Source organism: Acinetobacter sp. SFD (assembly GCF_001647575.1).
In the GTDB taxonomy this organism is placed as follows: Bacteria; Pseudomonadota; Gammaproteobacteria; order Pseudomonadales; family Moraxellaceae; genus Acinetobacter; species Acinetobacter pecorum.
In genome coordinates this window covers 350874-374265 of sequence record NZ_LSZJ01000001.1, presented here as the reverse complement: position 1 = coordinate 374265, position 23392 = coordinate 350874, and the positions used below count along the sequence as shown (strand labels likewise).

Below are 23392 nucleotides of genomic sequence, written 5' to 3'. Positions count from 1 at the left end.
ATGAGTTCAATCGTCGCAATCAAAGGTTTTAATGACATTCTCCCAACGCAAACCCCAGCTTGGAGACGTCTTGAACAGCATCTATCCGGTTTGATGGATGCCTATGGCTATCAACAAATCCGTTTGCCTATGGTTGAGCAGACCAATCTGTTCAAACGTTCGATCGGTGATGCAACCGATATCGTTGAAAAAGAAATGTATACCTTCCTCGATAAGGGTAATCCGCCTGAGTCGTTGACGCTGCGTCCTGAAGGGACGGCAGGTTGTGTACGTGCCATGCTGGAGCATAACCTGCTGCGCGGTGCGACGCCTCGCGTCTGGTATATCGGACCCATGTTCCGTTATGAAAAACCGCAAAAAGGCCGTTACCGTCAGTTTCACCAGTTTGGTGTAGAAACCTTTGGTGTGGCAACGCCAGATATGGATGCAGAACTGATTCTGATGACAGCGCGTCTGTGGAAACGCATGGGTGTGGCAGACAAGGTTCAGCTTGAGTTAAATACACTCGGTGAGTCGGATGAGCGTGCAGCATATCGTGCGGCACTGGTTGAATTTTTAGAGTCACATAAATCGGATCTGGATGAAGATTCTCAGCGTCGTTTAACCACCAATCCACTGCGTATTCTGGATTCTAAAGATGCCAAAACACAAAGCATCTTGGAAAATGCACCAAAACTTCATGACTTTATGGGTGAAGAAACGCTGGCGCATTTTACCCAGCTACAACAGTACTTGACTGATGCAGGCATCAGTTTTGTGATCAATCAAAAACTGGTACGTGGTCTGGACTATTACAACAAAACTGTTTTTGAATGGACCACAACCCATTTGGGTTCACAGGGTACGGTATGTGCCGGTGGCCGTTATGACGGTCTGGTGGGACAACTTAAAGGTAAGCCTGATCAATCTGTCCCTGCTGTGGGTTTTGCCATGGGGATCGAGCGTTTATTGCTTCTGCTGGAACAGGTTGAAGACAATACCCCGACACGTGATTGTGAAGTATTCCTGGTGGCTGAACCGGCTGCTCAAGGTAAAGCTTTGGTCATTGCGGAGCAGATTCGTGATCAGCTGGAAGCAGCAGGCAGTCAGATTCGACTGAAAGTGGGCTCACAGGGTTCAATGAAATCGCAAATGAAAAAGGCTGATCAAGCCGGTGCTTTATATGCGGCGATTTTAGGGGAACGTGAACTGGAAGCTCAGGCATTTACCGTGAAAGAGCTGGCAACCGCAGAGCAATCGAATGTACCATTTACGGACTTCGTTGCATTTTTTAGTACTAAAATTTCTTCAAAATAATCGATAAAACATTAGGAAAAGGGTAATCTCATGAGCGCAATGAGTGGTGATGAACAGTTTGAAAGCTTAAAATCCTTTACGAAGAAATATGGTTCTTCGATGATTACCGGGATTTTAATTGCGCTGATTGCCTTTTTCGGATGGGAATATTGGCAGAAGAAAAACCTGGCAGAGTCGCAAATGAACACTGCCAGAGTTCAGCAGTTGATGGATGATGCACAAGCATCGAAAGGCGATGGTTTTGCTCAGCTGTCTGAAACTGCAGATAAAATTGTCAAGGAAGCCCCTGATTCAGCGCAGGCGATTCAGACCCAACTGGTGATGGCAAAACTGGCTTATGACAAAGAAGATTATGCTGCGGCTGAGAAAGCGCTACAGAAAGTTGAAAACTCGAAAGTAGACGATAAAGGCCTGGTTCAGGTAGTCAAACTTCGTCTGGCTTATGCACAATTGGCGCAGAAAAAATATGATGCGGCATTAAAAACTTTAGAAGCAGTCACTGAACCTGCATTCAAAGCAACCGCCGATGAAGCTCGTGGCGATATCTATGTTGCCAAAAATGATATTGAAAATGCTAAAAAAGTATATCAAAGTGCATGGGATGCTTTGATTGAACGTAAAGAAGAACGTCAGATTTTACAGATGAAGCTCGAAAGCGTAGGCGTATTGGTCGATGATCCTGAAATCGAACGCCCAATTATAGAAACACAAGCGGAAGAAGCTGAATGAATAGAAAATACAAAATTACCTGTGCCTTGACTGTTTTAACGCTTGCATTGGCTGGCTGTGCAGGTAAAACCAATAAAGTTCCAGAAGTAAAACCAAATCCACTTCCAAAACTGACCCAAGCCAAAACACTGGTGCCCGTATTTTCCACTAGTGTGGCTGCGACAGAGGCTGCCGATCCATTACGTTTGCGTCTGGATGCAGATAATGGCGTGGTTTTTGCGATAGATCCAAAAGGTGAGGTTTCTGCTTTTAATGGTAAGCAGCGTCTGTGGCAGAAAAAAGTCAGCAAAGATGGTTTAAGTTCCGGTGTGGAAGCAGCTGAGGGAATCGTGGTTGTCGGTAACCAGAAAGGCCAGCTTTTTGCACTGGACCAGCAAACTGGTGAACAAAAATGGACTGCGCAATTGACCGGTGCCTTACTGGCACCCTCATTAATTCATGCCGGGCGTGTCATTAGCGTGACCAATGACGGTACTGTGTATGCGCATGAAATCGCGACAGGCGCACAAGTCTGGACTTATAATTTGCCTAATGTACAATTCAGCCTGCGCGGCATGGCTGCACCGGTTGCATTAGATGCGCGTAATGTGCTGATAGGCTCTTCCAATGCTTACATCTATGTGCTGGATGCCTTAAGTGGTATACCGAAATTACAGCGCCGTGTAGCAGTGTCTGACGGGCGTTCTGATATCCAGCGTCTGGTGGATATTGATGGTGAACCAGTGGTTGCAGGCCAGTTTGTGGTGACTACTAGCTATCAAGGTCAGGTGACTGTACTGGATCTGGCTTCACAACAGGTGGTCTGGAGTGAAGATGCCAGCAGTATCCAGCGTCCAGAAGTTGTGGGTAATGGTGTATTTGTGGCGCAAACTGATGGCAAAATCAAAGCCTTTGAGATTACTTCAGGTCAACTTCTTTGGGAAAATGACCAGCTGCTGAATCGCAAGTTAAGTAACCCGGTGATGCTGGGTACTGACTTGGTGGTCGGCGATCTGGATGGCGTTTTGCACCTGATTGATCCGCGTACCGGACAGATAACCGGTCGTGCAAAAACTTCTGGAGAAGTGCGTAACTTACGCGTCATCGACAACCAGCTGTATGTTTCCACACGCAAGGGCGCATTAAGCATTTGGCAGAACCGTTAATTTTAACGAGCCTTATGCTAAACTAGCCACAACCGTATTTTTTGAACGCGGGGTGATTGAAAAATCAATGCCCCGTGTTTTTATTTAGGGTATTTACCCCTTATATCTTCCTATGCTTTCTGATGTTCAGGCCACTTTGACGCCTGATATTAAATAAAGGTTACTCTATGAAACCCGTAATTGCGCTCATTGGTCGTCCGAACGTCGGAAAATCAACGCTATTCAACCAGATTACCAAGAGCCGTGACGCATTGGTGGCAGACTTTGCCGGTCTGACACGCGACCGTAAATATGGCGATGCAACTTATCAAAATAAATCTTTCATTGTGGTCGATACTGGCGGTATTGGCGAAAATGAAGGTGGGATTGACTCCTACATGGCAGAGCAGTCCAAGACTGCTATTCATGAAGCCGACATCATCATTTTTGTGGTTGATGCGCGTGCCGGATTGCTGGCATCTGATGAGCAGATTGCCCGTGAATTGCGTACTTTAGGCAAAAAAGTCTTTCTGGTTGCCAACAAAGTCGATGGTGTACATGCTGAAGCTGCCTTGGTTGAATTCTACAAACTGGGTATGGGCGAGCCGTTACAAGTCGCAGCCAGCCATGGTCGTGGTGTCCAGCAAATGCTGGAAGATGTACTTGCCGATGTACCGGAAGATGAAAATCCGGAAGAGCATGACAAAAATACGGGTCTGCGTTTAGCCATTATTGGTCGTCCAAACGTAGGTAAATCAACGCTGGTAAACCGCTTGCTCGGTGAAGAGCGTGTGGTGGCATTTGACCAGCCGGGTACAACACGTGACTCGATTTATATTCCATTCGAGCGTGATGGCCGTCAATACACTCTGATTGATACTGCCGGGGTGCGCCGTAAAGGTAAAGTTGATGAAATGATTGAGAAATTCTCGATTGTTAAAACTTTACAGGCAATGAAAGATGCCAATGTCATTGTTGTTGTGGTTGATGCACGTGATGGTATTGTTGAGCAGGACTTGCATTTGATTGGCTATGCACTTGAAGCGGGTCGTGCCATGGTTATTGCAGTCAATAAATGGGATAACATGACTGAATATGATCGTAAGCAATGTAAGCTCGATGTAGAGCGTCGCTTCGATTTTATTCCATGGGCGAAGGTGCATTTGATTTCTGCATTGCATGGAACGGGTGTGGGCGATCTTTATCCATCGATTCACCGTGCTTATGATTCATCGCGTTTAAAAGTGTCACCGGCAAAAATCACCCAGATTTTAAATGATGCGACAGAGGCCCACCAACCGCCTATGGTTCAGGGCCGTCGTATTAAAATGCGTTACGCACATATGGGTGGACAAAATCCGCCAACGATCGTGATTCATGGTAACAAGGTGGATAAAACTCCTGCAGATTATCGTCGTTACCTGGAAAACGTGTTCCGTAAAGTGTACAAGCTTGAAGGTACACCGATTAAAATCGAGTTTAAAACTTCTGAAAACCCGTTTGAAGGCCGTAAGTCTCAAGTGGATGAGCGTGCAGCTGCGCGTAAACGTCGTTATGTACAGAAATTCAAGAAAGCCGAGAAGAAATTTAAACGCTAATTCTATAGTTTAAATTTTTCGGATAAAAAGCCTGCGTACAGCGGGCTTTTTGTTTAGAGACATAATAGAATTTCTCTTCCAATAAAAGTGTAAATTCTTTTACACTCAAATCAATTGACATCTTTTTAATGGATTCACGTGGCTCGGCTGATTCAAATTCATCTGCATCAACTTTCTGATCTGGCATGTGATCAATTGTCAGACCGCAAAACCCAGGTTGCCGAACGGAAACGCGAAGTGGCATTTTTGCGCAATCAGCTTTTATCCCAATCTTTTGAATTGCCAGTTAGCGATCAACAGGTGGTGCGGACGAATTTTGGCAAGCCTTATTTAAATGACTATCCAGACTTCAGTTTTAATCATAGCCATAGCCAGAATTTCTACGCCTTGGCCACGAGCAAGCAAGTTCAGAACTTGGGAATCGATATTGAAGAACTGAGCCGTAAAGTCCGTTTTGAAGCCTTGGCACAACATGCCTTCCATCCTGAGGAAATCAAAAAGTGGCAAGTGCTGGATTATGATCCCGAATACTGGTTCAAGGTCTGGACGACCAAAGAGGCCGTGTTAAAGGCATCAGGCTTGGGAATCCGGATAAACCTGAATGAACTGAATACCAATCTTCATCCTGAGCAAAATGGCGGGCGCTGCGAACATCCAGAGATTGGCGTCTATGCCTATCAAAATTATACGCTTGCTGGCTGCATGCTCACCGTGGCCTGGCAAAGTGAGCACTCTTGCAACGGGCTGAGATTTCCGGTGATTCAGCTTCATCACATTGTCTAGGCCAGAATCAATCTCAGATTTTATTTTCTGGCAATGATCAGGTTGCTCAGCCGATTCACAAATTGCGGACTCATTCGCGATAAATGAAATAAAAACTGGCTTTTGAAACCAACCGGATGATGGGTTGCCTGCCAGATTGAATCTTTGAGCTGTGCCAGTTTAAGAATCTCTTGCGCTACATCCTCTGCTTTTAAATGCACGCCCATTTTTTTAATACTTTCTGCCTGCATATCTTTGACCATGGCCGTACTAACGAAAAGCGGCATCACATCCAATACCCGGATTCCATAGGGTTGCCACTCAATATCCAGACTTTCAGTCAGGCCACGCACTGCAAACTTGCTGGTGGAATAACTGCTTAAATCGGCCTGTCCATAAATTGCCGAAGCTGAAGATAGATTAATGATGCGGGCAAATGCAGACTCTTTTAAATAAGGAAAAGCGGCATGACAGCCGTTTATGACTCCTTTAACATTAATATCCAGAGTCCGATGATGCGCCGTAATATCAGTTTCTTCAAAAGGGCCTGAATATAAAATCCCGGCATTATTGACCAGAATATTGATTTCCCCCGCCCAGGCCGAAAATTCAGACAAGGCTGTTTCCCAGGAAGCATAATCGGCCACATCGAGAAAGCCGGCTTTGGCATGTTCGCCCAGTTGCTGGGCCAGCTGTTCAGCCTGTGCCGTATTGATATCATAAATACCGACTTTATAGCCGTGCTGGTAAAATAGCTGGGCGGTTGCTGCCCCAATTCCTTGTGCTGCGCCACTAATCAATATACTGTGCATGTGTTTGATCTCCTTATTGTCTTTTTTTTTGAGCATAACAAGAAACCGGCAGATTGACGCGACTATTTGGTAAAAAAAAAGAGGTTTTTGAAAATGGAACAACTACTTCAGGTCATGCGCGAATTACGTGAAAAATGTCCATGGGATCAGCAGCAAACTCCCGAATCGCTGATCAAATATGCGATTGAGGAAGCTTATGAAGTCGAAGCAGCTGTGCGCTCAGGAAAGGTTGATGATGTCCGCGATGAACTGGGTGACTTGCTGTTACAGGTCGTGTTCCAGTCGCAGATGTATAGTGAGCAGGGCGCTTTTGATTTTCAGGATGTGGTGCAGGCTATTACCGAGAAACTGATTCGTCGTCATCCTCATGTATTTCAGGCAGAACAGTTTAAGCAGCTTAGTCCGGAAGATGTGTCCAAGCTATGGAAAGAAATCAAGCAGCAAGAAAAACAAGGCAAGCCACGTTCACGTTTAGACGATGTTAAGCACGCACCTGCACTGCAGCAGGCGGATGAGATTCAGAAAAATGTCGCCAAAATCGGTTTTGATTTTCCGGACATGGCGGGTGCTTATGCCAAGCTGGAAGAAGAACTGGCTGAATTAAAAGCAGCGGTAGCCGGACAGAATTCCGATGAAATACAGGAAGAATTTGGCGACTGCTTATTTTCTCTGGTCAATGTTGGACGTAAACTTGGCATCTCCAGCGAGATGGCATTATTAGGAACAATCCATAAATTCCGGACCCGCTTTGCCCTGATGGAAGATCAGGCACAATTACAACAATTAAACCTGGAAAAACTGTCACTGGCTGAACTTGATCAGCTCTGGGAACAGGCAAAATTACAATTAAAACAAAGAGTGGGACATGAAAAAAATATCTTATCAAATCGGTCCGACATGGATTAATCTTGTTCTGGGTTGCTGGCTCGGCTGTATTTCTATCGGGACTGTGCATGCAACTGCCACCGATTATATGGAATGGAAGACCCAACAGCAGCAACATGATGCGCGGCTGAAGAAAAAAGCCGCTGTTACCGCCACATCAGAAAGCGATCATTATCTGGCCAAGCCTGCATTGTCAGATTCGGCTACTGACAAAATCAGCCTGAATCGTGCCAGCCTCGAACAGTTGCAGGAATTGCACGGGATTGGTCAGAAGAAGGCTGAAGCCATTATTCAGTATCGGCAAAAAAACGGTAAGTTCAAAAGCATTGAAGATATTCAGCAGGTCAAAGGCATTGGACCAGCTTTATTTGCTAAAAACAAGGCGAAACTCGCTTTGTAGGGCGACCATATGGATCATGGATTAGTTGATTGATTTGACTCGTAGGATTGACATAATCAAATTGCCCTTTAGTCGTGTAAGCGATATGATTAGCGTCATCTTAGAATTTTACGTTCAGACGTAGGAGACAGCGTCTTTTGCAAACTTTGCGCGCGTCAAAATGTGGTTTATCAACCGCTCAATTACCTTCTTATATTCTCGATGTGATTGATGCCTTAAACAAGGCAGGCTATGAAGCTTATATCGTGGGTGGTGGTGTTCGAGATCTAATGTTAGGTTTGAATCCTAAAGATTTCGATGCAGTTACCAATGCCACCCCGGCTCAGGTCAAGGAAGTTTTCGGACGGCGTTGTCGAATTATCGGGCGACGTTTCGAACTGGCCCATGTCTATTCGGGACGGGAACTGGTTGAAGTAGCAACTTTCCGTGCACCACCCAAAAAAGCAGTGACCTCGGCCGCGGGGATGATTCTGCGTGATAATAACTGGGGTAGCATCGAACAGGATTTTTCCCGTCGTGATTTCTCCATCAATGCGATGTACTACCAGCCGCGTAAGGGCATTGTGCTGGATTTCTGCAATGCAGTGGATGATATTCACAGCAAAACGTTACGCTTACTGGGTGATCCAGCTTTAAGATTTGAAGAAGATCCGGTACGGATGCTACGAACCTTGCGTTTTGCCGCCAAACTGAACTTCAATATTGATGAAGCCATTCTGGAGGTTTTCACTCCGGAAATGACCCAGTTGCTGCGTGATGTTTCCCCACATCGACTTTATGATGAATCACAGAAACTGTTCACCATGGGACATCTGAATCGTGTCTTGCCGATGCTGATCGATTTTGGAATCTGGCAGCAGTTATTTGCAGATATCAAACCTAAAATTACGCCGTTTATGGAACGCGCTGCAAAAAATACTGATCAGCGCATTTCTATCGGCAAAACCATCAACCCGGCATTTTTCTATGCAGTGCTGTTATGGCAGCCATTTCTGGAACGTTGCGAATTCTATCTGAATAAAGGTGTAGTAGCGGCTGAAGCACGTGCCCAAGCTGGTCTCGACGTGTTAAAACGCCAGGCAACCCGTACTGTTATTCCGCGCTTTGCAGAAACTTTTATTCGTGAAATCTGGGAAATGCAGACCCGTTTGCTAAATCCTAAACCACAGCAAATCGAAGCTTTGTCCAGCCATGCACGTTTCCGTGCCGGCTTTGACTTTTTGCTGTTGCGTGAAAAATCAGGTGATGCGACTGCACAGGAGATGGGCAGCTGGTGGGATGCTTACCAGCAAATGAGTGGTGACGAGAAAGAGCGTGCTATTAGCCAATATAACCGTCAGCGTGCCAAGAGCCGGCGTAAGGCAAGTCAAGAAGAACCTCTGGAACAGAAACTGAAGCAGCAAGATTCCATTGAGATCGAACCGTTGGTAAATGAACCTGAGCCGCGTAACCGCCGGGCGCGTAAAGCCAAGTTTGAAGACAAGGTAAAACCTCTGTCGCATGTGGCAGCCAGTGCCAGTGGTGAAATTGGCGCAGATCATCCGATTATGAAACGCAAGCGGGTAAAACGTGATCTGAGTCAGGTGGTATTTGGGCCAACACAATGATCGTGACTTATATTGGCCTGGGCAGTAATCTGGGCGATTCACGCCAGATTCTGGCAGAAGCTGTACAGAAACTGGCGACATTGGGTCAGGTAAAAACCTCGCATCTGTATCAAAGTCCACCCATGGGACCACAGGACCAGCCAAACTATCTGAATGCCGTTGTACAGTTAACGACTGATCTGGCCGCTTTAAGCTTGCTGGATCGTTTGCAAGCTTTTGAGCAGGAAGCAGGTCGGGTACGTTTGCGGCATTGGGGTGAACGTACGCTGGATCTGGACTTACTGATCTACGGTAACAAGCAGATTCGAAATGAACGTCTCACCGTGCCGCATGTCGGGGTATTAGAGCGTGATTTTGTCTTGATTCCACTTCTGGATATTGATTCTGAAATACAGGTCAATGACACATTCTTAAAAGACCTGGACATCGTCAAACAATCGACCCTCACGGTACTCGATGACAGCAACTGGGCAAATATTTAATTTTTGAGTTATTGGTATGTTCGAGAGAACTTCAATCATAGAGGAACATCTTCATGGTCAGTCTGAGTGATTTAAGACGCTTCAAAGCAGATCGACGCAAATTTTCATGCCTGACTTGTTATGATGCCAGTATGGCCAAAGCCATGGAAATTGCCCAAGTCGATAGCATTTTAATTGGCGATTCTCTGGGAATGTCAATTCAGGGCCGCGATTCGACTTTGCCTGTTACGGTTGCTGATATGGCTTATCATACGGCTGCGGTACGCCGTGGTAACCAGCATGCCTTTATCATGACTGATTTACCATTTATGAGCTATGCCACCTTAAATGATGCCTTGCAAAGCTCGAAAACCGTGATGCAAGCCGGCGCACAAATGGTGAAAATGGAAGGTGGTGCATGGCTGGCAGAAACAGTGCAGGTACTGACCCGAAACGGTATTCCGGTATGTGTGCATCTGGGTCTTACTCCGCAATCGGTACATGTTTTTGGTGGTTATAAACTGCAAGCCCGTACCCGTGAAGCGGCTGATCAGCTCATTGCAGATTGTAAGGCAGTAGTAGAGGCGGGAGCTGCACTATTGCTACTTGAATGCGTACCGGCACAACTTGGCCAGGAAATCACCGAACTGTTTCCGCAGATTCCCGTGATTGGTATTGGCGCAGGTGCAGCTACAGACGGCCAGGTACTGGTGGTTCAGGACATGTTGGGTCTGACCTTTGGCCATACCGCAAAATTTGTACGTAATTTTATGCAGGAACAATCGGGTGCTACTGCCATTCTGGATGCTTTTAAAGCGTACCATGCTGCAGTTTTAGATGGATCTTTTCCGGCACCAGAACAGACTTTTCAGGTTGAATTGTAAGATGAAAACAGAAACCACCATTCAGGGATTAGCCGCATCATTAAATCCCGCACGTGCCAAGCGCAAGATCATTGGTTTTGTACCGACCATGGGCAATCTGCATCAGGGACATTTAAATCTGGTACGTGAAGCGCGTAAGTTGTGTGATGTGGTGGTGGTCAGTATCTTTGTCAATCCGATCCAGTTTGGACCCAATGAAGATTTTGACAGCTATCCGCGCACGCTTGAACAGGATCAGCAGCTTCTGGCTGAAGTCGGTTGTGACATTGTCTTTGCTCCAAGTGTGGAACAGATGTATGGCAAAAAACCGCGTCTGACCAATATCAGTGTGTCTGAAATTACCAATGATTTATGCGGTTCGCAGCGCCCTGGCCATTTTGATGGTGTGGCGGTGGTGGTTACTAAATTATTTAACATCATACAGCCGAATTATGCTTTCTTTGGCCAGAAAGATTATCAGCAGCTGGCGGTCATTCGGCAGTTTGTACAAGACCTGAATATTCCGCTGGAAGTGATTGGTGTGCCGATTGCCCGTGCAGAAGATGGTCTGGCTTTAAGTTCTCGTAATGGTTACTTAAGCAAAGAACAGCGTGCAATCGCACCGGTAATTTATCAAAGTTTAAAACGGGCTGAACAGCAGCTACACGCAGGCGTAGAACTGGATACGGTATTGGCCGAAATTCGCCAGAGCCTAACCGATGCCGGTTTCGTTATTGATTATGTTGAAGCCCGTACTCCGGAATTACAAAAAATTCATACGTTTAATCAAGATCTTGTGTTATTTGTAGCTGCAAAGCTGGGGAATACGCGTCTAATCGACAACTTGCAGGTCAAATATACTGCCGGCTAAGATGAAAGGGTAGCATGCATGAAGCGCATTTTAATTGTCACAGGGCAATCTGGTTCAGGTAAATCATCTGCATTACAGGTGCTTGAAGATCTGGGTTATTACTGTATTGATAATCTGCCTTTGGCATTGCTTCCCGAAATCGTGGCAAAACTGGACAGTGAAAACAATCTGGAACAGTTGGCGCTGGGTGTGGATGTACGCAGTACCCGGGCAGATTTACAAGAATTTGATCATGTATTTGAGCAGCTACAACAGCATGGTTCGGTCGATATTATCTATCTGACTACGCAGGATCAGGAGCTGATTGCACGCTTCAGTGCCTCGCGTCGCCCACATCCTCTGGCATCACGCTTTAAAAGTCTGAATCAGTGCATTCAGGAAGAGAAAATCCTGTTGATGCCGATTCAGTTGCGTTCTACGGTGCATATCGATACCACCGACAAAAGCGTACATGACTTGAAACATACTCTGTTGTCCAAACTGGGACAAGCCGATAACCTGATCCTGATTTTGCAATCATTTGGTTATAAGCACGGGATTCCACTCGATGCGGATTATGTCTTTGATGTCCGGCATTTGCCGAACCCGCATTGGGAGCTAGAACTGCGCAAATTTTCAGGATTGGATCAGCCGGTGCAGGAATTTTTACAAAAGAGCGATCAGGTCGAAGAGATGTTTAATGACCTTTATCATTTTCTGGATAAATGGTTGCCAACTTTTGCCGAGGGACACCGTCATTATATGACCGTGTCGATTGGCTGTACCGGTGGTCAGCATCGTTCTGTTTATATTGTGGATAGACTAAAAAAAGCGCTTGAGGCAAAATGGTCTATTCAAGTCCTCCATCGAGAAATGAAGCACTGGTCATGATAGATACGACAGTTGACGTAATTAATAAACTGGGTTTACATGCACGCGCATCTGGTAAACTGATAGAAGTTACCACCAAGTTTCGTTCCAGTATCCAGATTGGCAAGACTGAAAAACTGGTAGATGCTAAAAATATCATGTCCTTGCTCATGCTTGGTGCAGGCAAAGGAACAACTTTACGCTTAGTGATTGAAGGAGCAGACGAGGACAAGGCCTTATCTGAAATTCAGGCACTATTTGCAGCAAAATTTTATGAGGCAGATTAATCGTGGCACGTCGACCGAACAGTTTAACTGAAGAAGATTTTGAGTCTTTAGAGGGGCGCGCAAGTAAAACCGAACAGAAAAAAGCGGTCCAGCGTATGGCCGCTTTAGGTGCACAGCTTGCAGAGCTGAGCGCTAAACAAATTAAAAACCTACCTGTGGATGAGCGTTTGATTGAGGCTTTGCTTGATGTGCAAGCAATTAGTTCTCATGAAGCACGTCGTCGTCAATTTTCACGGATAGGCAAATTGCTGCGCAATGAAAATGAAACCGTGATTTTGTCTTATCTTACCCCGAAGCAAGGTTTGAAAAAGACAGCCCAATTACAGCGCTGGGTTGATCGAATTGTCAAAGATGGTGATCCAGCCATCAATGAGTTTACCAAAACCTTTAATGCGACAGAGCGTCATACCTTGCGCCAGCATTATCTTCGGGTGCATCGTGATTTAAAAAATCAGGCTGCTGAAGAAGAAGTGAATGCGTCTAAATTAAAGCTATTTAACTATGTACAGCAAGTAGCGCTGATTTCAGATAACTAATCGCTACTTTTTGAAAAAGTGGTCTTTATAGGCCGCTTTTTTATGCCAGATTTAATTTAATTTTCTTAAATATGAATTACCTATAGCCTCTGTCTTTTCTTCTCCTGATTTTCATTTCTATCACTGGATAGATCAATAAAACAAAAAAATTCCGCAATTAATTTGTTAGCGAATGTAATTCATTTACAATTCTCAGCTGATTTTGTGAATTTTTTTTGATCGAAATTCTAAATTTCAAAGATGTTCTACCGTATAATTGTTAAGATAATTTAAATAATTAAAAACTCATTCTGAGTTAGATAGGAGTGAAAATAATCGGTGGGAAAGTAATTTATTTGATCTCACTCTAAAGCTATATCATTGAAAAAAGATTAGCTTTTATTTAAAGCACGGTAAAAAGCGATGCTGGGTATTTTTTGGTCAATAGTATGTTAAGATGAGTACAAATAAACATGTTTACTTAAGGTGAGATATATTAATTTCAAACACTTATGGAGCATTTTTTTTGAATAACAAATTTTCAAGTTATTCTTAATTAATTAAATATCAGTGCCTTGGGGTTGTCAATGTATCTGGATAGAAACAGGTTAACAAATCCTTTAATCTATATGTGAGTTTTCATCGTTGAGTAAATATAGAATCTTTGTTATTGATTGTATAAATTTGGTCGGCTGTGTTTCCTATATTCTATAAACATTCAAAGAGGCAGACATGGAACTAAAACTGCTAGAGGTCGGTCAGAATACGGAGCTCTTAAGCTCGTGCCGTATATCTCTCATTTTAGGTGTCTATACCTCTGATAATTTATTAGACACCTTCTGTAATGTTGCCCGTAAAGTCCTGGATGTTAAAACCAGTATTATCGGCTTTCATACGGAACCTTATATCTGGTACAGCTGTCCGCGTGGTTTCCGGGGTCTGCATGCTCCCAAGGATATTAGTATACCTGCATATCTGCTACAGGCAGATGTGATAGATTGCCTGCATCCCGCATATGCAGAACTGTCGGACTACTTGAAAAGTCTTGGCGTGATGCATCAGCGACTTGTCGCATTTAATTTAAAATCGGGTCAAGGTGATTCTTTAGGCCAGGTTGTATTCTTTGATGATCAGACTGACCTGTTTGATCAGGAAGATATTGCCACTGTAAAACAATTTGCTGAAAGTTTAGTGAATCGTATCAGACTCAATCAGGAACATAATAATCTGAAAGAGTTATATGAACAGCAATGTGCACAAAACTTCAGTAAAACCAAATTTTTCCAGATTATCGCGCATGATCTGCGTGCGCCATTTCATGGCTTGCTGGGCTTTTCCGAAGTTCTGGCACAGGAACGTGACACACTGGATGAATCCAGTATTCAGAGCATTGCGGATTACTTATATGATAATGCACAAGCTACCTATAATCTGCTGGAAAGCCTGCTGACCTGGGCGATGGCAGAGGGTGGACGCTTTGTTTATCATCCGATTAATTACGAGCTCAAACAGTCTAGTAAAATTGTCTGCAGTGTACTGAAAAGTCTGGCTTTGAAGAAAAAGATTGAATTAATCGACAATATCCCGGAAGACATTAAGGTCCACGCGGATATTAATATGATTACCTCTGTATTGCAGAATCTGGTGTCCAACGCGCTGAAATTTACGCCAGTCGATCAAGGCGGAAAAGTCATTTTAGCAGCTGAAATGGAAGGCGAGCAGGTTAAAATTACCATTCAGGATACAGGTTTGGGTATGACTGAAGAGCAGATGCAGAATCTGTTCAAACCGACGCTGGGTGTCAGTGTCAGAGGTACGGCTGAAGAGAAAGGTGCCGGTTTAGGCTTGGTACTGTGCAAGCGCTTTATTGACCTGAATCATGGTCAAATTAGTGTGGATTCCAAAGAGGGCAGAGGCACTATCTTTACCGTGTATTTACCGATGGTCACCAATGATCATCAGGCACTGGTGCTTGAAGACCTGCAGGCCGAGCAGTCTTAAAAATAAATTTCAAACTAAAACATTCCCCTTGAGACAAAACTCCTGCTATAACTAAGCAGAATGTTTCAGGGGAAGAGTTGAGTGATGAATGCAGTACAATTGCAGAAAACCTTAAGAGCCAGCCAATATGCGGAACAGGTATTGGCCAATCACCAGAGTTTACTGGAACAGGATTATGCAATTGACCAGTTTCAGGGCTCACTCAGTCGGGAATACATTGATCAGCTGGTACAGGACTGCATCCTGAATATTACTGATGAAGCCGCCTGGATGCGTGCAATGCGTATTCTGCGGGCCCGTCTGATGTTTCGCTGGATCTGGCAGGATGCCAACCAACTGACCGATGTTATCACTCTGACCCAAGAACTCTCCGATTTTGCTGATGCCAGCATCTGTGCAGCAAAAGATTTTGCCCGTATTCCGCTTGTTGCCAAGTATGGTCAACCGATTGGCTATAATGGAAAAGTACAGGATCTTATTGTCATTGCCATGGGGAAACTCGGGGCACAAGAACTTAATCTTTCCAGTGATATTGATCTGATTTTCGCCTTCGACGAGCAGGGTGAAACCGATGGGCGTAAATGTATTGATGTACAGCAATTTTGCATACTCTGGGGGCAGAAACTGATTCATTTGCTGGATCAGATCACTGCTGACGGTTTTGTATTTCGCGTCGACATGCGCCTGCGTCCCTGGGGAGATGGTTCAGCACTGGCAATCAGTCACGTGGCCTTGGAGAAATATCTGAGCCAGCATGGGCGTGAATGGGAACGCTATGCCTGGATCAAAGCACGAATTGTCAATCCAAGTCCGGAAGGCGATGAGCTGCTGGAGATGACCCGACCATTTGTATTTCGTAAATACGTCGACTACAGTGCTTTTGAAGCCATGCGCGAAATGAAAGCCATGATCGAGCGTGAAGTACAACGCCGGAATATAGAAGATGATATCAAGCTCGGAGCTGGCGGCATTCGCGAAGTCGAGTTTATCGTGCAGGTTTTCCAGTTGATTTACGGCGGCGCCAAGCTTGAATTGCAGGATCGCCAGTGTCTGGTGAATCTGAATCATCTGGATGATGCCGAATTGCTGGACGAACAGGCAGTACAGGAACTGGAAGATGCCTATCTTTTTCTGCGCCGGGTTGAACATGCGATTCAGGCACTGAATGATCAGCAAACACAATCATTGCCGACTGAGCCAGAATTAAGGGCGCGTATAACAGATACCCTGGGTTTTGCCGATTGGGACAGCTTTATGGCGTATCTCAATGCGAAGCGTAGCAAGGTGATGTATCAGTTTGATCATTTGATTAAGGAAAATGGTCCGGATACCCTGATTGAAAGTTTTTCACAGCTAGAAAACCGACTGCAAGAAGTTTTGGATGACAATGCAAAAAATCTTGTCTATGAGTTTTGGAATGGGCATGCCTTAAAAAAATTACCAGCCAAAGCAGTGCAGCGTTTAAAAACTTTTTGGCCACATTTAATCGAAGCAGTTTTACAGTCAGATGATCCGCAGACAGCACTGGTACGACTGATGCCCTTGGTGGAATCGGTAATGCGCCGTACGGTATATCTGGTGATGTTAATTGAGAGTAAAGGGGCTTTGCAGCGACTGGTGAAGATGGCCACGGTCAGCCCATGGATTTGTGAAGAACTGACCCATTATCCGGTGCTACTGGATGAATTCCTGTCGATGGATTTTGAATTGCCAAAACGTAAGGATCTGGAAGATTCCTTGCGCCAGCAACTTTTACGGATTGAAATTGATCAGGTCGAAGACCAGATGCGGGTTTTGCGCCTGTTTAAAAAATCCAATGTACTTGCTGTAGCCGCCAGTGATGTGCTGGCTGAAAGTGCTTTAATGAAAGTTTCCGATGCCTTGACCGATATTGCTGAAGTATCGGTGAATGCAGCGCTGCATCTGGCCTATCAGATTGTTGCGAAAAAACATGGTTTTCCTCTAGATGCCGAAGGGCAACGCTGTTCAGTCGAGCATACGGCTTTTGCAGTCATTGGTTATGGTAAAGTCGGTGGAATTGAATTGGGTTATGGCTCGGATCTGGATCTGGTCTTTATTCACTATATGAGTGAGCAGACCGATACAGATGGACTCAAGCCGATTAGTGGCTTTGAATTTGCCATGCGTGTGGCGCAAAAATTCATGTCACTGATGACCACACAAACTCTGGATGGGCGTGTTTATGAGGTCGATACCCGCTTGCGTCCATCGGGTGAAGCTGGACTTTTGGTAACCAGTTTGAAAGCTTTTGAACAGTATCAGTTTAAAAGTGCCTGGTTATGGGAGCATCAGGCCATGGTACGAGCCCGTCCAATTGCGGGTGAAATGAGTTTAAGGAAAAAGTTCGAAGTTTTACGGCGAGATATTCTGACTCAGCCTCGCGATGAAAATTATGTACGGGCAGAAGTACTGAAAATGCGTCAGAAAATGAAGGAGCATCTCGGTTCTTCTAAAGAGCAAAAAAAAGATGGTATTTTTCATTTAAAACAAGATGCAGGTGGTATCGTAGACATCGAATTTATGGCACAGTATGCGGTGTTGGCTTGGAGTGGGACGAATAAAGATCTCGCCCATTTCTCCGACAATGTACGAATTCTTGAGGATGCCGCAAAATCAGGTTGCTTATCCAGCGACGATGCGACTGCTCTGATTCAAGCTTATCTCCGTGAACGCGCCGAGAGCCATCGCTTAGCCCTTGCAAATCAATCCATGCAAGTGTCTGCAAGCGATTGGCACGATACCCGAATGACCGTTTGCAAGTTATGGCAAAGACTGATTGATCCAAGTGCAGACTTTGTACTGGATAGTGAATAATTGTGAGAAATTGGAGTTTGTGGCATGAATTTGGCTGATCGTGATGGTTTCATTTGGCAAGATGGACAACTAGTTGACTGGCGTGAGGCAAAAACTCACGTATTAACACATACTTTGCATTACAGCATGGGTGTGTTTGAAGGCGTCCGTGCTTATGAAACCCCGAATGGAACGGCTATTTTCCGTCTAAAAGAACATACGAAGCGTTTGTTGAATTCTGCAAAAATTTATCAAATGAAAGTTCCATTTGATCAAGCAGCATTAGAGCAAGCTCAAATTGATGTTGTTCGTGAAAACAAATTAGCGTCTTGCTATTTACGTCCAATTATTTTTATTGGTTCTGAAAAACTCGGTATTGCTGCAACTGACAATACCATTCATGCCGTAGTTGCGGCATGGAGCTGGGGTGCTTATCTCGGTGAAGAAGCAATGGCGAAGGGTATTCGCGTAAAAACTTCTTCATTTACCCATCATCATCCGAACGTGACCATGTGTAAGGCCAAAGCATCAGGCAACTACACGCTGTCGATTCTTGCACATCAGGAAGTGGCGCATTCAGGTTATGACGAAGCAATGCTGCTCGACCCGCAAGGTTATGTGTGTCAAGGTTCAGGCGAAAACGTATTCCTGGTACGTGATGGCGTGATTCATACGCCTGACATCGCAGGTGGTGCGTTGGATGGTATTACCCGTCAAACCATTATTACCATTGCTAAAGACTTGGGTTATGACGTAATTGAACGCCGTATTACCCGTGATGAATTTTACATTGCAGATGAAGCATTCTTTACCGGTACTGCTGCAGAAGTAACACCAATCCGTGAATACGATGATCGTCAGATTGGTGAGGGTGTACGTGGTCCAATCACCACTCAAATCCAGAAAGCTTACTTTGATGCGGTTCAGGGCAAAGATCCTAAATATGCACACTGGTTAACTTATGTGAAGTAATTCAGAATTTACTGCTTGAAAAAACCTCTCATTTGAGAGGTTTTTTTTAACTGATGTACTTATTCTGCCGAACTTATGTCATCATATTCAGCATCAAGAAGATTTTAAGATGAGCTTAGGCATACGCAATGAGTAACATCGTTATTTGTATGAAATGGGGAACCAAATACGGTTCGGAATACGTCAATCGTTTATACAATATGGTTAAACGACATACGACAGTGGACTTTAAAATGGTCTGTCTGACGGATCGTACTGAAGGCATTGATCCTGCAGTACAATGTTTCCCTATTCCACCTTTGGCATTGCCTGAAGGTGCGCCTGAGCGTGGCTGGAACAAGCTGTCCACTTTTGAACCTGATCTTTATGGTTTGGAAGGCAATGCACTCTTCCTCGATCTTGATGTGGTGATTGTCGATAATATCGATGAGTTCTTTACCTATCCGGGCGACTTTCTGATTATTCATGACTGGAAACGGCCGTGGCGTATTACCGGTAACAGTTCGGTTTACCGGTTTAAACTGGGTGCTTTCCCAGGTCTGTTACCTTATTTCCGTGAACATTTTGATGAAATTCGTCAAAAATTCCGTAATGAGCAGGCTTATCTGTCTTGGTATGTAGATCGGGAGAAGAAACTGAGCTACTGGCCAGAGAGCTGGTGTAAGAGCTACAAATATCATTGCCTGCAAAAAATTCCGATGGCTTATTTTAAGCCGCCGGTAAAACCTGAAGGTGCCAAAATCATTGTTTTTCATGGCGAGATTAATCCGCCAGATGCAGTGAATGGTGGGGGTGGTAAATGGTATCGTTATGTGTTGCCATCGCAGTGGATTAAGGATGCGTGGCAGTAAGCGGAATAAATGTAGGATTGGAAGAGACTTGATTTCAAATGCCTGTGAGAAAAAAAAGTAAATTCGAACAATGGTTTTCATTTAGTCGCCATCAACGTCGATTTGGGGCAGACAAGGTCTACGCTCAGTTTAATGACGTAGACCTCGATGCACTTAAAAACCAGATGATTGGTGGTGAAGAAGTTCGCTATACCTATGGTTCGGCTAAAGATTTAAATGAACATATTGAACAGCTTGAACAGGAATTTGTGGGTCAGTCTGCGCTCAATCATTATCATGCCAGCTTGATTGTACTCATTCGTCGTGAAGTTGATGTTCAGAATAACTATGCAAGATTTAAAGAATTATGGTTGAGTGAGCGTGACTATTTACTGGCTTCATTAAATACACGCTGGTTAATTTCTGCCTGTGATACTTTTATTGATTTAGAAGATGATCCGCTATTACAAGCAATTCTGATGAATGCAGTGGTACTGATCAACACTATTAAACTACAGGAAACTGAACGTTTTTTATGTGACCAGTCTTTAACAGTAAATCCGGAACATCAGCAGTTATTGCAGCAACAGCGTTATGCCTTGTTTGATGGTACGGCTGCATTTGCGGTTGGAACTGATGATACTTTACGTAATATGCGCTGGCGTCTCGAGCAAATATGTGAGGCCCATGAACTGGGTCAAATTGTAATTGAGATTTTTGACAGATTACAGCTTGATCAGAATAATAATGTATATTCACGTTTTAAACAGCGTCACACTCGTGAAAAGACGAGATGGTGGTAATTGTGAATACTTTAATTATCAATTTAAAAAGTTCACAGAATCGTCGTGATTTTCAAAAAAGACAATTTGGGAAATTAGGACTGGATTTTGAAATATTAGAGGCATTTTCAGTTGCTGATCTGAGTGAAGAACAATACCAAAAACTTGGTTTTGGCTGGCAAAGGCCTTTGCGTAAAGTTGAGGTGGCTTGCTTTCTCAGTCACCAAAAAGCCTGGGAAGAAGTACTAAAAAAGAGTCAGCCCTGTTTAATTCTTGAAGATGATGCAGTACTGGCTTCCAATGCAAAAGAAATTTTAAACGAAATTGAACAGCAACAATTTCCAGATGTAGACTTAATCAATCTGGAAGTAAGAAGCCGTAAAAAAATTATAAGTCGCACACCCGTGTGTACCTTAGATCATACTCAGGTCGAATTATATGATTTATATCAAGATCGTACCGGAGCAGCAGGTTATATCCTCTACCCGAGTGGCGCGCAAAAATTATTAAATCGTTTAGCAAAAACCGCACCGGCAATTGCAGATGGATTTATATTTTCTGCTTATGAATTACATTGTTTGCAAGCTGAACCTGCAGTGATTATTCAAGAAGACCAGCTTGGCGCATATGGCCTCCTGCAACAAGGGCGTTTTGATTCGACCATTGGCCGTTCTGAACACTTTAAGCCTGAATTCAGCTCTATCAAAGAAAAATACACGTTTAAAAAAAGACGGTTAGCGGGACAAATTGCGATGGCGATACGATATTTACAAGTTATGGGAAAAGCAGAAAAAAGAATGATTAAATTGAATCAAGAAAAATTTATTCAGGATTAATACTGTATGAAAAAAACCATCGTATTGGCTATTTTTACTTTACAGGGAAATGGGGCGGAACGTTTTGCTCTAACTTTGGCAAAGGGTTTAATTGATGCGGGTCATGAAGCGCATATTGTCTATTTTAAAAATATTATAGATTTACCGATACCTGAAGGCGTAAAACTCCACTTTTTTGATTATCAAAAATATCGTGCAATTCCTAAATTTATGCGTTCCGGTATTGCAGCCAAAGCATTTGATAAATTTGTACTAAAAAATATCGGCACACCTGATCTAGTGCTTTCAAACTTATTGCCTGTCGATTTTATTTTGTCTAAAAGCCAGTTGCCTAATGTTCATTTAGTCATTCATAACACGACCAGTCTGGAATATGGTGAAAGACTGGAAGGGATGCGAAAAGAGCTGACCAAGATTTATTTGGCGAAACCATGCGTAGCAGTCAGTCAAGGTGTTGATAAAGATTTTATTGAGGTTTTTGGCCGTAAAAGTAAAATAACCACTATTTATAACCCGATTGATGTTAAGCAAGTCGTTTCAACAGCTAACGAATATGTGCCAGATATTGATCCACCCTATATTGTGAATGTTGGAAAATTTAAACAACAGAAGCGCCATGATGTTTTAATTAAAGCGTATGCAAAAGCGAATGTTCAGGAAAAATTGGTTTTGGTGGGTACGGGCGAATTATTAGAGGCATCTCAAAGACTAGTTAAAGAGTTAGGTATTGAAGATAAAGTTGTTTTTACAGGTTTTAAAAAAAATCCCTATCCCTATATGAAGCATGCAAAATTTATGGTGTTGTCATCTGATTTTGAAGGGTTGGGGTTGGTCATTTTAGAATCTTTAGCTTTGGGTACACCTGTAATTAGTACTGATTGCCCATCAGGTCCCAATGAAATTTTGCCATCTGATTGTTTGGTTAAACCTGGCGACATTTCGGCATTATCAGATAAAATTTCTGCATATTCACAGCAAACAGATAATAATCCAGTTAGGTTGGATCGAAAATTTTTACCTGATTATGCAGCCAGCCAATATTTAGATCTCATTATTTAAATTATTTAAAGCTGATTATTGATGATAAGGCTTCCTTAAGCGCTTTTTGAGGGAACGTAAAAGGCGACTCATTAATTTGGACAGGTAAAACCCATTTATTCCCAAATTTAAGCACTGGTATAAAAGTCGATTATGCTCATTTTTGATTAATTTGCCAGAAAAAGGCAATTGCTGAATTTGTTGAGAAAATTTTTTCCAGTTCAGTTTTGCAGTCTGCTTATTTTTGTATTTGGTACTTTGATGGATATAAATATAAAAAAAATGCATTAATGGAATGATAAAAATCGCCTGTACCTTGGTTTTCTCAATGAGTATTGGAATAAGTTGTTCGAGACAGGCCAGCGACTTATCAATATTAGCACCTTGTTTAGAGTTTGTAGCACTACTTGAGCGTATCCGGTATCCATATAAGGGTTTAGGAATCGTATAAAATGATGTGGCTTTTATCATTATACTTGGAATGGTTGCTGCATCTTCATAGTGAGTTAGTTCTGGGAATTTAGTATCTTTAAACAGGCTGGTTTTATAGACATGAATTCCAGAAAACCAGCGATTATAGTTGAAAATTTCAATGAGAGCATTTTCACTGCTGGGTAAATTACTAATCTGTTGATTGACAAAGTGAGGAATAAATTGATCAGTACTTGATTTTAAATCTTCAGAAAGCTTTTTATATCCAAAACTCACTACATCTACATTATTTAAAAGAGCTAAATTTATCTCTTTAACGTAAGTCTCTAAAAGTACATCGTCTGGATCCACGAAAGTAAGATATGTACCTTTTGCATGTGAAATACCGAGATTCCTAGCAGAACTGACACCTGAATTTTTCTGTTGAAAGATTCTGATATTTTTTACGAGAGATTTAGGTTGCTGATTCAAATAATCTTTTAAAATTTCAATAGAATGATCTGTTGAGCCATCGTCAATACATAGAATCTCAATCCGATCATCTAACTGGTCGATGATGCTTTGAAGACAGTCAACAATATACTTCTCAACATTATAAATGGGGATGATGATAGTTAAATAAAGCATT

The 23392-nt window shown here is 43.3% G+C and carries 23 protein-coding genes; 21 read left to right on the top strand and 2 right to left on the bottom strand.

Annotation, left to right across the window (positions count from 1 at the left end):
* The 5 genes from hisS (at position 1) to AY605_RS01830 (ending at position 5530) form a co-directional block, all read left to right on the top strand.
* Complete coding sequence (gene hisS / locus AY605_RS01850; RefSeq protein ID WP_064094774.1) at positions 1-1296, top strand: histidine--tRNA ligase; 1296 nt, start codon at positions 1-3, stop codon at positions 1294-1296.
* 30 nt (positions 1297-1326) lie between these two features.
* Positions 1327-2025 carry a YfgM family protein gene (locus AY605_RS01845; protein WP_064094773.1) on the top strand — a complete coding sequence of 233 codons (699 nt, stop codon included), beginning with the start codon at positions 1327-1329 and terminating at the stop codon, positions 2023-2025.
* Positions 2022-3170, top strand: a complete 1149-nt coding sequence (gene bamB / locus AY605_RS01840) for an outer membrane protein assembly factor BamB (RefSeq protein ID WP_064094772.1) — start codon at positions 2022-2024, stop codon at positions 3168-3170. The genes AY605_RS01845 and bamB overlap by 4 nt, the downstream gene beginning before the upstream one ends.
* 167 nt (positions 3171-3337) lie before the next feature.
* A complete protein-coding gene (gene der, locus AY605_RS01835) occupies positions 3338-4747 on the top strand; it encodes a ribosome biogenesis GTPase Der (protein WP_005103252.1) in 1410 nt (469 codons plus the stop codon).
* A 138-nt stretch (positions 4748-4885) separates the two neighbouring features.
* Positions 4886-5530, top strand: a complete 645-nt coding sequence (locus tag AY605_RS01830; protein ID WP_064094771.1) for a 4'-phosphopantetheinyl transferase family protein — start codon at positions 4886-4888, stop codon at positions 5528-5530.
* 20 nt (positions 5531-5550) lie between these two features.
* Here AY605_RS01830 and AY605_RS01825 read toward each other — a convergent pair whose 3' ends face one another.
* Positions 5551-6321: an SDR family oxidoreductase gene (locus AY605_RS01825; RefSeq protein WP_064094770.1), complete on the bottom strand. Its 771-nt coding sequence runs from the start codon at positions 6319-6321 to the stop codon at positions 5551-5553.
* 93 nt (positions 6322-6414) lie between these two features.
* On the opposite strand from AY605_RS01825, the gene mazG reads away from it, so the two are divergent.
* The 16 genes from mazG to AY605_RS01745 all read left to right on the top strand — a co-directional run bounded on the left by mazG (position 6415) and on the right by AY605_RS01745 (position 22353).
* Positions 6415-7227 carry a nucleoside triphosphate pyrophosphohydrolase gene (mazG, locus tag AY605_RS01820; protein ID WP_064094769.1) on the top strand — a complete coding sequence of 271 codons (813 nt, stop codon included), beginning with the start codon at positions 6415-6417 and terminating at the stop codon, positions 7225-7227.
* On the top strand, positions 7187-7606 hold the full coding sequence (locus AY605_RS01815; RefSeq protein ID WP_064094768.1) for a ComEA family DNA-binding protein: 420 nt from the start codon (positions 7187-7189) through the stop codon (positions 7604-7606). Before mazG ends, AY605_RS01815 begins: the two co-directional genes overlap by 41 nt.
* A gap of 137 nt (positions 7607-7743) precedes the next feature.
* On the top strand, positions 7744-9213 hold the full coding sequence (pcnB, locus tag AY605_RS01810; RefSeq protein WP_064094767.1) for a polynucleotide adenylyltransferase PcnB: 1470 nt from the start codon (positions 7744-7746) through the stop codon (positions 9211-9213).
* A complete protein-coding gene (gene folK / locus AY605_RS01805) occupies positions 9210-9695 on the top strand; it encodes a 2-amino-4-hydroxy-6-hydroxymethyldihydropteridine diphosphokinase (RefSeq protein WP_064094766.1) in 486 nt (161 codons plus the stop codon). Before pcnB ends, folK begins: the two co-directional genes overlap by 4 nt.
* A 53-nt stretch (positions 9696-9748) precedes the next feature.
* On the top strand, positions 9749-10558 hold the full coding sequence (gene panB / locus AY605_RS01800) for a 3-methyl-2-oxobutanoate hydroxymethyltransferase (RefSeq protein ID WP_064094765.1): 810 nt from the start codon (positions 9749-9751) through the stop codon (positions 10556-10558).
* Position 10559: 1 nt separating this feature from the next.
* Positions 10560-11408 (top strand): pantoate--beta-alanine ligase, encoded by an 849-nt coding sequence (gene panC, locus AY605_RS01795; protein ID WP_064094764.1) that lies wholly within the window; start codon positions 10560-10562, stop codon positions 11406-11408.
* Between the two features lie 18 nt (positions 11409-11426).
* Positions 11427-12278 (top strand): RNase adapter RapZ, encoded by an 852-nt coding sequence (rapZ, locus tag AY605_RS01790; RefSeq protein WP_064094763.1) that lies wholly within the window; start codon positions 11427-11429, stop codon positions 12276-12278.
* Complete coding sequence (locus AY605_RS01785) at positions 12275-12544, top strand: HPr family phosphocarrier protein (RefSeq protein WP_064094762.1); 270 nt, start codon at positions 12275-12277, stop codon at positions 12542-12544. Before rapZ ends, AY605_RS01785 begins: the two co-directional genes overlap by 4 nt.
* A gap of 2 nt (positions 12545-12546) precedes the next feature.
* Positions 12547-13080 carry a ribosome biogenesis factor YjgA gene (gene yjgA, locus AY605_RS01780; RefSeq protein ID WP_064094761.1) on the top strand — a complete coding sequence of 178 codons (534 nt, stop codon included), beginning with the start codon at positions 12547-12549 and terminating at the stop codon, positions 13078-13080.
* 711 nt (positions 13081-13791) lie between these two features.
* Positions 13792-15060, top strand: coding sequence for a sensor histidine kinase (locus AY605_RS01775; RefSeq protein ID WP_064094760.1), 1269 nt, complete (start codon positions 13792-13794; stop codon positions 15058-15060).
* An 84-nt stretch (positions 15061-15144) separates the two neighbouring features.
* Positions 15145-17895 (top strand): bifunctional [glutamate--ammonia ligase]-adenylyl-L-tyrosine phosphorylase/[glutamate--ammonia-ligase] adenylyltransferase, encoded by a 2751-nt coding sequence (glnE, locus tag AY605_RS01770; protein WP_064094759.1) that lies wholly within the window; start codon positions 15145-15147, stop codon positions 17893-17895.
* A 24-nt stretch (positions 17896-17919) separates the two neighbouring features.
* Positions 17920-18846 carry a branched-chain amino acid transaminase gene (locus AY605_RS01765; RefSeq protein WP_004278329.1) on the top strand — a complete coding sequence of 309 codons (927 nt, stop codon included), beginning with the start codon at positions 17920-17922 and terminating at the stop codon, positions 18844-18846.
* Positions 18847-18974: 128 nt separating this feature from the next.
* A complete protein-coding gene (locus AY605_RS01760; RefSeq protein ID WP_064094758.1) occupies positions 18975-19697 on the top strand; it encodes a hypothetical protein in 723 nt (240 codons plus the stop codon).
* 38 nt (positions 19698-19735) lie between these two features.
* A complete protein-coding gene (locus AY605_RS01755) occupies positions 19736-20479 on the top strand; it encodes a hypothetical protein (RefSeq protein ID WP_064094757.1) in 744 nt (247 codons plus the stop codon).
* Positions 20480-20481: 2 nt separating this feature from the next.
* Positions 20482-21294 carry a glycosyltransferase family 25 protein gene (locus AY605_RS01750; protein ID WP_228138630.1) on the top strand — a complete coding sequence of 271 codons (813 nt, stop codon included), beginning with the start codon at positions 20482-20484 and terminating at the stop codon, positions 21292-21294.
* Positions 21295-21300: 6 nt separating this feature from the next.
* On the top strand, positions 21301-22353 hold the full coding sequence (locus AY605_RS01745) for a glycosyltransferase (RefSeq protein WP_064094755.1): 1053 nt from the start codon (positions 21301-21303) through the stop codon (positions 22351-22353).
* Positions 22354-22368: 15 nt separating this feature from the next.
* Here the strand turns inward: AY605_RS01745 and AY605_RS01740 are convergent, their stop codons facing one another.
* Positions 22369-23391: a glycosyltransferase family 2 protein gene (locus AY605_RS01740; protein ID WP_171254890.1), complete on the bottom strand. Its 1023-nt coding sequence runs from the start codon at positions 23389-23391 to the stop codon at positions 22369-22371.
* Position 23392: the final 1 nt, after the last annotated feature.